General features: G+C 73.8%; 13 protein-coding genes. 4 read left to right on the plus strand and 9 right to left on the minus strand.

What is annotated here, in order from left to right:
- From E1J50_RS21705 to E1J50_RS21725, 5 genes are all read right to left on the minus strand, one after another.
- Positions 1–266: hypothetical protein (locus E1J50_RS21705; RefSeq protein ID WP_207919266.1), on the minus strand; the 266-nt coding region annotated here is incomplete at its 3' end.
- Positions 263–781, minus strand: a complete 519-nt coding sequence (gspG, locus tag E1J50_RS21710; protein ID WP_132255864.1) for a type II secretion system major pseudopilin GspG — start codon at positions 779–781, stop codon at positions 263–265. The genes E1J50_RS21705 and gspG, both read right to left, overlap by 4 nt.
- Before the next feature lie 7 nt (positions 782–788).
- Positions 789–3,233, minus strand: coding sequence for a multicopper oxidase domain-containing protein (locus tag E1J50_RS21715; RefSeq protein ID WP_132255865.1), 2,445 nt, complete (start codon positions 3,231–3,233; stop codon positions 789–791).
- A gap of 615 nt (positions 3,234–3,848) precedes the next feature.
- Entirely contained in the window at positions 3,849–4,061 is a 213-nt protein-coding gene (locus E1J50_RS21720; protein WP_132255866.1) for a hypothetical protein, read from the minus strand.
- A gap of 51 nt (positions 4,062–4,112) precedes the next feature.
- A complete protein-coding gene (locus E1J50_RS21725) occupies positions 4,113–4,301 on the minus strand; it encodes a hypothetical protein (RefSeq protein WP_132255867.1) in 189 nt (62 codons plus the stop codon).
- 250 nt (positions 4,302–4,551) lie between these two features.
- Here E1J50_RS21725 and E1J50_RS21730 point away from each other — a divergent pair, with 250 nt between their 5' ends.
- Positions 4,552–4,824 carry a hypothetical protein gene (locus E1J50_RS21730; protein ID WP_132255868.1) on the plus strand — a complete coding sequence of 91 codons (273 nt, stop codon included), beginning with the start codon at positions 4,552–4,554 and terminating at the stop codon, positions 4,822–4,824.
- An 18-nt stretch (positions 4,825–4,842) separates the two neighbouring features.
- Here E1J50_RS21730 and E1J50_RS21735 read toward each other — a convergent pair whose 3' ends face one another.
- Genes E1J50_RS21735 through E1J50_RS21745 form a run of 3 tightly spaced genes read right to left on the minus strand, consistent with a single transcriptional unit; the run spans position 4,843 to position 7,732 of the window.
- The gene (locus E1J50_RS21735; RefSeq protein ID WP_132255869.1) at positions 4,843–5,628 is read right to left on the minus strand and encodes an ABC transporter ATP-binding protein; all 786 of its coding nucleotides are present in this window, start codon (positions 5,626–5,628) and stop codon (positions 4,843–4,845) included.
- Complete coding sequence (locus tag E1J50_RS21740) at positions 5,625–6,662, minus strand: FecCD family ABC transporter permease (protein WP_425374958.1); 1,038 nt, start codon at positions 6,660–6,662, stop codon at positions 5,625–5,627. Before E1J50_RS21740 ends, E1J50_RS21735 begins: the two co-directional genes overlap by 4 nt.
- An 8-nt stretch (positions 6,663–6,670) precedes the next feature.
- On the minus strand, positions 6,671–7,732 hold the full coding sequence (locus E1J50_RS21745) for an iron ABC transporter substrate-binding protein (RefSeq protein WP_132255871.1): 1,062 nt from the start codon (positions 7,730–7,732) through the stop codon (positions 6,671–6,673).
- 165 nt (positions 7,733–7,897) lie between these two features.
- Here E1J50_RS21745 and E1J50_RS21750 point away from each other — a divergent pair, with 165 nt between their 5' ends.
- The 3 genes from E1J50_RS21750 (at position 7,898) to E1J50_RS21760 (ending at position 9,110) form a co-directional block, all read left to right on the plus strand.
- A complete protein-coding gene (locus E1J50_RS21750; RefSeq protein ID WP_132255872.1) occupies positions 7,898–8,341 on the plus strand; it encodes a DMT family transporter in 444 nt (147 codons plus the stop codon).
- A gap of 90 nt (positions 8,342–8,431) precedes the next feature.
- On the plus strand, positions 8,432–8,830 hold the full coding sequence (locus E1J50_RS21755; protein WP_132255873.1) for a hypothetical protein: 399 nt from the start codon (positions 8,432–8,434) through the stop codon (positions 8,828–8,830).
- Positions 8,831–8,909: 79 nt separating this feature from the next.
- Positions 8,910–9,110 (plus strand): hypothetical protein, encoded by a 201-nt coding sequence (locus tag E1J50_RS21760; protein WP_132255874.1) that lies wholly within the window; start codon positions 8,910–8,912, stop codon positions 9,108–9,110.
- A gap of 14 nt (positions 9,111–9,124) precedes the next feature.
- On the opposite strand, the gene E1J50_RS21765 is transcribed toward E1J50_RS21760, so the two are convergent.
- A partial coding sequence (locus tag E1J50_RS21765) for an L-glutamate gamma-semialdehyde dehydrogenase (RefSeq protein ID WP_132255875.1) occupies positions 9,125–10,496 on the minus strand: 1,372 nt, incomplete at its 5' end.

The following is a 10,496-nucleotide window of genomic DNA, read 5'->3' on the forward strand; positions in this document are numbered from 1 at the left end:
GCCCAGGCGACGCGCCCGGCGCACAGGTCGGCGGACCCGTCGGCGGACCACGTGGCCTGGGGCGTGCGCAGGCTGAGGCCGAGCCCGTCCGCGTCCGGGCGGAGCACGAGGCGCAGGGGCGGGGCGGCGGGCAGGCCGGAGCGCAGGTCTGGGCGCAGGCCGGGGCGCAGGCTGCCGAGGCCGGCGCGCAGCTCCGCCCGCCACCAGGCGGCGAGCGCGGAGAGCGCGGCGGCGAGATGCGCGCGCCAGGGGGCGGCCGGGCTCATTCGGCCCTCCTCGGCCCGAGCTCGGCCTGGCGCCCGCCCGCCGGCGGGGCCGGGGCGGCGGGCAGCAGGGCCGGCCGGGGCGCGCGGGCGCCGGGCTCGCGCCCGTCGGGACCGGTGAAGGTGATGAGGAAGCTGCGGCCGCGGTCGGGCGAGGCGTAGAGGTAGGGGCGCCCCCAGGGGTCCCGGGGCACGGAGGCGCCCTTGAGGTAGGGTCCGTTCCAGGCGGCGAGGCCGCCGGGGGGGCTGACCAGGGCCTGCAGGCCCTCGGTCTCGAGGGGGTAGCGGCCGGTGTCGATGAAGAACAGCTCGACGGCGCTGGAGAGGGTCTCGACCTGGATGCGGGCGGTCTTGGCCTTGGAGTCGGTGAGGTAGCCGAGCACGCGCGGGCCGACCAGGCTCATGATCAGCCCCATGATCGACAGCACCACGATCACCTCGACCAGCGTGAAGCCCGCCTGCGCGGAATCCCGCCCGCCCCCAGGTCCCCATCCCGTCCATCCCGCCCGCGCGCGCATGACGGCCTCAGGTTCTCGTGCTTCGGAAGGTCGGGCTCGCCTCGGGCAGCACCTCCGGCACGCGGAAGGTGACGCCGTCGGGCGAGGGGATCGGCGTGTTCGAGACCTGCCAGTGCGGCCGGCTGCCGGTCTTGGCGAAGTCCGGGTCGTTCGGCGGCGGTGTGAGCAATTGGTAGCGCAGCACCATCGCGAAATCCTCGTGCGCGGTGTTGTGGCAATGGCTCACGTAGGCGCCGCCGAACTCGCCGAAGCAGACCTGGATGCGGACCGTCCCGCTCGGGCGCAGGCGCCAGACGTCCTTGCGCACGAGCTTCTCGGTCGGGCCGATCGAGGCGCCGCCGCGGTCGAGGGTGAGGCCCTCCTCGAAATGCAGGTGGATCGGGTGGTCCCAGCCCCCGCCCCCGTTGACGAAGGTCCAGTGCTCGACCTCGCCGGGCCTCGGCACCAGCGCGCTGATCCGGTTGGCGTTCAGCGTGTGGGCCGACTGGCCGTTCACCTTGATCGAGTAGGGGAAGGCTTCGTGCTCGCCGCAATCGGGGATGCAGAGGCCGGTCTTCGGGTCGCGGGAATCGCCGCCGCCCGAGCGCCCGAACTCGATGACGCGCTCGCGCACGGGGGCGACGACCGGGATCTGGGTGGTCAGCGTCCTGAGGCCGCCCTTCCAGTCGGAGGTCGAGAAGTCCGTGCTCGGGTCGGCCTCGAGCCCCGTATAGGTGCGGCTCGGGTCGTCGACGCTCTTGATGCCGCCCCTGCGGACCCGGAACTCCATCACGGGCCCGACGCAGGGGTCCTCCTCCTTGCCCCTGAGCGCGTCCCGCATGGACATCGTCTTGTCGGGCTTGCGGCCGTCGGTCTGCCTGAGCAGGTTGACGAGGTAGAGGCTGTCGCCGTCGGCGAAGGCCGAGAAGTCGACGACGATGTCGTAGCGCTCGCCGTTGCCCTGCTCCTCGAGCGCGGTGAGCTGGACGGGATTGACGACGAGGTTGCCGTCGTTGGCGATGAACCAGAACGGCACCGCCGTGCCGGAGGAGAACTTCTTCGACCTGTTGACCCCGATCGCGAACTTGTAGAAGCGCGCCATCGCCGCGTTGAGGATGCGGAAGCGGTAGCGGCGCGGCAGCACCTCCATGTAGGGGTAGTAGCCGCCGTTCACGGCGATGACGTCGCCGAGGAAGCCGTCGGTGTCGAAGATGTCGAAGAACATCTGCCCGTCCCTGTCGAAGGCCGGGTTCGAGACCGCGAGGTTCACGTCGAAATCCTGGTTGCCCCAGGCGGTCGCATCCCCGCTCGGCAGGAGCAGGTTGATCCCGTCCCTGACCGCGGTGCAGGCCCGGTCCGGGCCGCTATAGACGTTGCACAGGGCGAAGTTGCCCTTGTGCACGTTCTCCGCCGTGAAGAAGAACCGGTGGTCGTGAAACCACATCGACCCTTGGATCTCGCGGTAATCGCCCTCGACCATCATCAGGCCGCCGTCGTCGGTCGGGCCGGAGGCCTTCTGCCGGTAGAGCGGGTCGCTGAAGGCGCGATGGGCCGGCAGGTCGCGGCGGGCGAGGGTCAGGGCCCAATGGTAATCGTAGAAGGTGCCCGGATAGTGGAAGGCGTTGCAGGCGCCGTCGCTCTCGGCGCCGTTATGCGCGTTGTGGAAATGGGTGGTGATCTCGTTGCGGCCGAAGCCCCGGTTCTGGGTGCGGTCGGCCGGGAGATCGTTGTAGATGCGCGTCAGCATCGGCTCGCCGTAGCGGGCCTTGATCAGGCAGGGCATGCCGTAGCCGAGGCGCGAGCCCGCGCTCGAGCCCGCCCAGCCCGGCTGGCGCACGCCGAACGACCACATCGCGTTCATGTCCTGCTCGGGCATCTCCGCGCAGAAGCGGGTGGCGGCCTCGCATTGCCCGAGGGACATGAGGTAGCCGACCTTCGGGAAGAGGTCGCGGTTCGCGCTCGTCGGGTCGTTCGACCAGCGCTGATGGGCGAAGAACTCGCCCGGCGGGCGGCCCTCGCAGGGGCCGCGGCCGGTCAGCGGATTGGTCAGGCGCTGCCAGTTCGCGCCCCGCTTCGACCATTCGTCGTGGTAGGAGAGGCGCCGGGCCGGCATCTCGGGGAGGGGGCGCCCGCTCGGGCTCATCCAGAGCACGTCGTCGCTGCCCGCCGCCGCCGCGAGGGGGATGCGCGGCTGGACGAGGGCCCGGTGCAGGGGCTCGTGGAACTTCTCGGCGCCGAACAGGGGGCTGCGCGGCGTCCCGGTCGGCACGGTGGCGTAGGCGCTGCGCACGAAGGGGCTGAGGCCGTGCTTGGCCGCGATCAGGCCGCCCGCGCCGTAGATCCCCCAGCGGAACAGGTCGCGCTTGGTGATCTGACCGTGCGAGACGGCCTTGACGATCTCCAGCCTGTTCTCGCGGGCGCGCTCGGCCTCCTGGATGCGGATCCGAGAGGTGGTCTTCCGGTCCAGAAACATGGCGACAGGTCCCCAGCGTCGGGCCGGGCGGCCCCGGCCTCGCGTGAGCGTCGGGGACCGGCCCATTCCCGGTTGATCGTGCGACAGCCTTCCGCGGCCCCTGCCGGGCCGAGCCGCGCCGCCGCGCGCCGCGCCCGGACGTTGCCCGGGCATCGGCAGCCTGTCGGCTCGCTCCTGATGGTGGTTTCGTTGGTGCCGACCCGTTCGCTGCCGATCAGATCTTGCACAATATAGTTTATTGGACTTGTGCCAGCGTAACGGCTGTCTTACCGCAAGATTAAACTGAGTATTCAATCCGGTAAAATTGTAAAAACTACGCAGATCTGAAACAGTACGCTTGAGGACCCTTCTCTCCTTACCCCTGTGCTTGCGACGACCCGAGGCGCCTCGTCGTCAGAGGAGGGATGCTTGTCCCGAATCGTGAGGATTTTCAATAACTCTGAGTCATTAGACCGGATTAGTCCCCCGCGCGCGCCCGCAACTGTACCGACGGGATGCGGGGAATGCCAGGTTTCGCGGGTCCCGGAAGCGTGCGGGTCCAGTATTCGCGCCCGGCCCGCACGCATCGCGGCCCCTGCCGGCCGCCGACGACCGGGGCGCGCCCCGAGGAAGCGGTCAGACCGTGATGTCGAGGATCCGCCGCCGCGCCGGCTCCGCGGCCGCCTCGATCCCCGCCCCGGCCCGCGGGCGCTCGACAGGCTGCGCGATGTCCACCGTGACGGGCGCGTCGGCCGGCGCGCCGCGGCGCAGGGCGGCGTTGCGGGCGGTGAGTTCGAGCTCCGCCTGCCGCAGCAGGCCGATCGAGGAGAGGGGCGCACCGGCGATCATGGATCGGTCCTCCCGAACCGCCAGATCAGCACGCGGCCCGTGAAGATCCCGTCACCGCGATCCGTCGAAGGCCGCCGATTCCGCCCGCCGCGGCTCGCGCCGCCGGAGCAGGTGCTCGAGGCGGGCCTGCCAGCCCTGCGCCCGCTCCGCGCTGGAGAGCTGCAGGCCGCGCTTCGTCGCCATCAGGTCGAGGATCATCAGGACGATCCAGGGACCGCCGATACCGAGGAAGAATGCCATCGCTCGATCCCCTCCCGGAGAGCCGGCCGCGAAAGATTCGGGCCCGCCGATGATAGAGCGCGGCGCCGGGGCAGCAAGCGGAGGCCGGGGAGCGGGGCTTCGCCGGAGCGGCTGCGCAGGCGCGCCCCGGCCCGCGGGAGCCTCGCCGCACTTTCGCGCGCCATCGGCAGTTCGACGCATATGAGAGCGCCTCCCTCTGGTGCATGATGATCGCGCCCAATTATCCGCGACGCGTATCATCACCGGCCTCATGCCCCGTACCGTGACCTACCGGATCACCGACCGACCCGACGGCCGCTTCGATGTGGCCGTGACGATGGAGCCCGCCCGGGACGCCGGCGCGGGATCGGCCGGGGCGCAGGCGAAGACCTTCCTGCGGGAGGGGGTGGCGACGCTCGCCGAGGCCGAGGCCTGGGTCGAGGGGCTGCGCGTCCTGATGGGGGCCCTCGGCGCCCCCGTGGCCCGGGCGGAGGACGGCGGGGCCGCCGTCGCCCAGGGGGTCCTGCAGCGCTCGAACCTCTGATCCCGCCCGGCGCATCCGTCAGGGCAGGCGCGGCGTGCAGACGGTGCCGGCCCCGCCCCCGAGAGGAACGACGGCCACCGGCACGCCGTAGAGCCGCTCCAGGCTCTCGGGGGTGAGGATCTCGGCCGGCGCCCCGAGCCCCGCCAGCGCCCCCTCCCGCAGGAGGGCCACCCGGTCGGCGCAGAGGAAGGCGTGGCCGGGATCGTGGGTCGAGAGCACCACCCCGAGGCCCCGCGCCGAGAGCCGGCGGATCTGGCCGAGCACGCGCGCCTGGTTGCCGAAATCGAGGCTCGCGGTCGGCTCGTCCATCACGAGGAGGCGCGGCTCGCCCGCGAGCGCGCGGGCGATCAGGGCGAGCTGGCGCTCGCCGCCGCTGATCTCGGTGTAGACCCGCTCCGCCAAGTGGCCGATCCCGAGCGCCGCAAGCGCGGCCTCGGCCGCCGCGTGGTCGGCCCGGCCCGGGCTCGCGAAGGGCCTCATCCGGCTCGCGCGGCCCATCAGCACGACCTCGCGCACGCTGAAGGGGAACAGCGCCGCGTGCGCCTGGGGCACGTAGGCGATGGTTCGGGCGAGCCGCGCGCGCGGCCAGCGCGCGACGCTCTCCCCCTCCACGAGGACGCGGCCGGCCCTCGCGGGCAGAAGGCCGAGCAGGGTCTTGAACAGGGTGGTCTTGCCGCAGCCGTTCGGCCCGAGCAGGCACAGGACCTCGCCCGGGAAGACCGCGAAGCCGACGCCCGCGCCGACGATGCGGGCGCCGTAGCCGAAGGCGAGATCCTCGACCCGCAGCAGGGGCTCACCCCTCACGACCAGCCCCGCCGCGCGGTGGCGAGCAGCCACAGGAAGAAGGGCGCGCCGATCAGCGCCGTCAGGATGCCGAGGGGCACCTCGATCGGGGCGATGGTGCGCGCCACCAGATCGACCGCGAGCAGGTAGCCCGCCCCCAGCATCAGGGAGGCCGGGAGCAGGCGCCGGAAATCCGGCCCGACGAGGAGCCGGGCGACGTGGGGCACGATGAGCCCGATCCAACCGATCACGCCGGTGACCGAGACGGCCGCCGCCGTCACCAGGGTCGCGGCGGCGACGAAGAGGGGGCGCAGGAGGCGCGTCTCGACGCCGAGAGCCCGCGCCTCCTCCTCGCCGAGGCTCATCAGGTTCATGCGCCAGCGCAGCAGGACCAGCGGCGCGAGGCCGATCAGGATCGCGGGCAGGATCGCGCCGATGTCGGGCAGGCTCACGGCACTGAGGCTGCCGAGGAGCCAGTAGGTGATGGCGGGGAGCTGGTTGTAGGGGTCGGCCAGCACCTTCAGGAGCGAGATCGCCGCCCCCAGCACCGCGCCGACGGCGACGCCGGCCAGCACCAGCGTCAGGACGGGATCGTGGCGGCGCACCGCCGCGCCGACGCCGTAGACGATCGCGACCGCCCCGAGCCCGCCGAGGAAGGCGAGCCCCTGGATCGCGGCGACGGGCAGGGACAGGAAGATCCCGGCGACCGCGCCGAGGCTCGCGCCCGCCGAGACGCCGAGGATGTCGGGCGAGACGAGGGGGTTGCGGAACAGGCCCTGGTAGGTGGCGCCCGCCGCCGCGAGGCCCGCGCCGACGACGAGGGCGCCCGCGACCCGGGGCAGGCGCACCTGCAGGATCACGGTCTGGGCCGTCGCGTCGACCCCGCTCGGGAGGCCGAGGAGCTTGCCCCCGAGCACGGCGAGGATGTCGCCGGGCGGCACGCCGTAGCGCCCGGTGGCGAGGGACAGGAGGGCGAGGAGGAGGAGGGCGAGGACGGGCAGAAGCCCGCGCAGGAGGAGGCGCCGCGGCAGCGCGGCGGCCCGGGCGCCGGCCAGCGCGCGCGTCACCGGCCCGCGCCCGAGAGCAGGGCCGCGACCTGATCGGGCGCGAGGTCGACGTGGTAGAAGAGCGTGTAGAAGGCGCGGGTCTCCGCCTCGATCGCTTGCGGGAACAGATCCGGGTGCAGGAGGCCCGCGAGCCAGCGCAGGCCGATCAGGCGGTTGATGCCGGGCGGCGCGTCGAACCAGCCGAAGGGCAGGCGGGGCGTCTGGTAGACCCGGCCCGCCCGCACCGCCCTCAGGCCGCTCCAGAGCGGATCGGCGGAGAGGCTCGCGCGGAAAGGCGCGTCGAGGGTGAGGATCACGTCCGGGTCCCAGGTGAGGACCTGCTCGGGCGAGACGGTGACGAGCCCGCCCCGGCCCGCCGCGTCCGCGACGTTGCGCCCACCCGCCGCCTCCAGGATCTCGGTGTTGATGGAGCCGGCCAGCCCCGTCTCCAGCCCCTTAGGCCCCCGGCCGTAATAGACCCGGGGGCGCTTGTCCGGCGGGAGCGCCCCGACCCGGCCGGCGACCTCCGCGAGCGTCCGCTCGGCATAGGCCGCGAGCTCGGCCGCCCGGGCCTCCTCGCCCAGGATCGCGCCGAAGGCCCGGTAGGTCTCCGGGATCTGCGCGAAGCGCCCGTCGAGGAGAAGGTAGGGGATGCCGGTCTGCTCCTGCACGCGGTCGGCCAGCGAGGCGTAGGTCGGGCCGGTCGAGCCGACATCGACGATGAGGTCGGGCTTGAGCGCCAGCACCGCCTCGACGTTGGCGGTGTTGCCGCGGCCCGTGAGGCGGCCGGTCGTCGGCAGGTCCCAGGTCTGCCGGGCGAGGAAGGGCTTCTCGTCCGGATAGGGCGCGCGCACCCAGCCGATCATCTTGGCGGGCGCCAGCGTGTAGAGCAGCACCGAGGCCGGCGGCCCCGCCGTCAGCACGCGCTCGACGCGCTCGGGGACCGTCACCCGGCGCCCGGCCGCGTCGACGACCTCCCGGGCCTCGGCCGGCGGGGTCCCGGCGGGGAGGGCGAGGAGCAGCGTGAGCGCGAGGGCGGCGAGCCGGGGGCGGGCGCGCGGCGTCGGATCGGGGGGCATGGCGGGCGGGCGGTCCGGCGGGAAGGATCGGGGCGCAAGCTTAGGGCGGATGCACGGCTTCGCCTATGCGGCGCGCGAACCGGTGGGGTCCGGGCGCGCGGCGCGGGACGAACCATCGCCGGGCCTCGCCGCTTGAGAGAGGCACATCACAGCCAAGGGTCGTCCATGTGGTACCTCTACGGTTTCGCCGTGCTGGCGGGCGTCGCCAACGCGGTGCAGTCCGGCTCGAACGCGATGCTCGCCCGCACCTTCGCGCAGCCCTTCGCGGCCGGGCTCGTCGTCTCGACGGTGACGGGCGCCACGCTCCTCACCGTGGGGCTCGTCTCGGGGCGCCTGAGCCTGCCGAGCGCCGACCAAGCCCTGCAGGCGCCCTGGTGGGCCTGGATCGGCGGGGCGCTCGGCGCCCTCGTGGTCCTGTCCCAACTCTTCGTGGCCCGGCAGATCGGCGCCGCGCCCTATCTCGCGCTCCTCGTCACGGCGGGGGTGATCACCTCGATCCTGCTCGACCATTTCGGCTGGGTCGGCTTCGAGCCGCATCCGGCGGGGCTCTGGCGCGTCCTCGGCGCCGTCCTGATGGTGGCCGGCGTCGCGCTCGTCGCGATGACCTGAGGCCGTGATTCGTCGATTGCCGCGGGTTCCGGTGGCGGCCGGTTAAGATGTCTCCGGCAAAGATCGTCCCGGACCACGGAGACGTGACACATGCGCAGCCTCCTCCTTGCCGGGGCCGCGGCCCTTCTCATCGCGGGCGCCCCGCCGGCCGAGGCCCGGGGCGGCCGGTTCTCCGGCTTCCGGAGCCATCCGGCCCCCTTGCGGGTGGCCGAGCCCGGGCGCGCCCGGCCGGACGGCACCTCCCTCGGCGGCCTCTCCCTGCGCCTCGGGCCGACCCCGGGCCCGCAGGCGGCCCCGGTGGTGGCTCCGCTCCCCGAGCGCCCGGCGGTGGCCGCCGTCACCCCGGTGCCCGTCGCCGCGCCGGTTGCCGCACCTGTCGCGACACCCTTGCCGGTCCGCGAGGCCCGGGCCCGGGAGCCCCATTGCCCGACCGGGCGTCTCGTCGGCGGCAGCCAGGACCCGGCCTCCGGCTTCTGCCTGATCAACTGAGCGCTCCTCCCCCGAAAGTCCAATCGACCCCTGCCTGCGCCCACCCCTAGCCTCGCGCGACGGTTGCGGGAGGCTGGGCATGGAGCAGGGCGGGCGGATCGATCGGGAGGCGGCGCTGGCCGAGGCCATCGCCTCGGAGCTGCATGCCGCCGCGCGCTTCCACGAGCGGGCCGGGAACGACGCCGTCGCCGAGGCGCTCCGGCGCGATGCCGGCCGCCAGGCCCGCGAGGCCGTGACGCTGCGGTTGCAGGCCGAGCCGTCGCCGACCCTCCCGGCCTGAGCCCGCGCCGCGCCTCACCCGTCGAGGGCGAGGAGCGCCGCGTCGCCGCCGGAGGCCGCGATGTTGACCGTCACCGTCTGCTCGGCGGCGAATCGGGGCAGGTAGTGCGGGCCGCCGGCCTTCGGGCCGGTGCCGGACAGGCCGCAGCCGCCGAAGGGCTGCACGCCGACCACGGCGCCGATCATGTTGCGGTTGACGTAGACGTTGCCGTGGGGAAGCCGCTCCACGACGCGCGCCACGGTGGCCTCGATGCGGGAATGGATGCCGAGCGTCAGGCCGTAGCCCAGGGCCGCGATCCCCTCCAGCACCCGGTCGAGATCGGCCGCCTTGTAGCGGGCGACGTGGAGGATCGGGCCGAACACCTCCTCGGCGAGATCCGCCGGGCCCCCGATCTCGTAGATCTGCGGCGCGACGAAGGTGCCGCCCGCGGGTGCGAACCCGTCGAGATGGACCCGGGACCGGACCCGCATCCGCGCGGCGTGGGCGTCGAGGCGCCGCTTCGCCGAGGCGTCGATGACGGGACCGACCTGGGTGGCGGGGTCGCGCGGGTCGCCGAGGCGCAGCTCGCGCGCCGCGCCCGCCACCATCGCGATCACCCGGTCGGCCACGTCCGCCTGCACGAGGAGGAGCCGGAGCGCCGAGCAGCGCTGGCCGGCGGAGCGGAAGGCGGAGGCGACGACGTCGTCGGCGACCTGCTCGGGCAGGGCGGTGGCGTCGACGAGCATCGCGTTGATGCCGCCGGTCTCGGCGATGAGGGGGACGATCGGCCCGTCCCGCGCCGCGAGCGCCCGGTTGATCGACTGCGCCGCCCCGGTCGAGCCCGTGAAGGCGACCCCCGCAATGGCGCCATGCGCCGCGAGCCGGGCGCCGACCGCGCCGTCGCCCGGCACGAGCTGGAGCGCGCCCGGCGGGATGCCGGCCCTGTGCAGGAGCCGCACGGCCTCCGCGGCCAGGAGCGGCGTCTGCTCGGCGGGCTTGGCGACGACGGCGTTGCCCGCCATCAGCGCGGCGGCGATCTGGCCGACGAAGATCGCGAGCGGGAAGTTCCAGGGCGAGATCGCGACGAAGACGCCGCGCCCGCGAAGCGAGAGGCAGTTCGACTCGCCCGCGGGGCCGACGAGCGCGCGCGGCCCGTCGAACAGGCGCCGGCCCTCGAGCGCGTAGTAGCGGCAGAAATCCACCGCCTCGCGGATCTCGGAGAGCGCGTCGTCGAGGGTCTTGCCGGCCTCCGCCTGGAGGAGGTGGATCAGGCGTCCGCGCCGCTCCTCGATGAGGTCCGCGGCGCGCTCCAGCGCGGCGGCCCGCTCCGCCCCGGGCGTCGCCGCCCAGGCCCGGGCGGCGCGGGCGGCGGCCTCCATCGCCGCATCGGCCGCCTCCGGGCCGGCC

Source organism: Methylobacterium segetis (genome assembly GCF_004348265.1).
GTDB classification, from domain to species: Bacteria; Pseudomonadota; Alphaproteobacteria; order Rhizobiales; family Beijerinckiaceae; genus Methylobacterium; species Methylobacterium segetis.

What these genes read in the sequence shown, in the direction of transcription:
- E1J50_RS21750 (WP_132255872.1), top strand. Translation starts at nt 7,898, where the DNA reads ATGTGGTACCTCTACGGTTTCGCCGTGCTGGCGGGCGTCGCCAACGCG.
- gspG (WP_132255864.1), bottom strand. Translation starts at nt 781, where the DNA reads ATGCGCGCGCGGGCGGGATGGACGGGATGGGGACCTGGGGGCGGGCGG.
- E1J50_RS21760 (WP_132255874.1), top strand. Translation starts at nt 8,910, where the DNA reads ATGGAGCAGGGCGGGCGGATCGATCGGGAGGCGGCGCTGGCCGAGGCC.
- E1J50_RS21715 (WP_132255865.1), bottom strand. Translation starts at nt 3,233, where the DNA reads ATGTTTCTGGACCGGAAGACCACCTCTCGGATCCGCATCCAGGAGGCC.
- E1J50_RS21755 (WP_132255873.1), top strand. Translation starts at nt 8,432, where the DNA reads ATGCGCAGCCTCCTCCTTGCCGGGGCCGCGGCCCTTCTCATCGCGGGC.
- E1J50_RS21745 (WP_132255871.1), bottom strand. Translation starts at nt 7,732, where the DNA reads ATGCCCCCCGATCCGACGCCGCGCGCCCGCCCCCGGCTCGCCGCCCTC.
- E1J50_RS21730 (WP_132255868.1), top strand. Translation starts at nt 4,552, where the DNA reads ATGCCCCGTACCGTGACCTACCGGATCACCGACCGACCCGACGGCCGC.
- E1J50_RS21725 (WP_132255867.1), bottom strand. Translation starts at nt 4,301, where the DNA reads ATGGCATTCTTCCTCGGTATCGGCGGTCCCTGGATCGTCCTGATGATC.
- E1J50_RS21720 (WP_132255866.1), bottom strand. Translation starts at nt 4,061, where the DNA reads ATGATCGCCGGTGCGCCCCTCTCCTCGATCGGCCTGCTGCGGCAGGCG.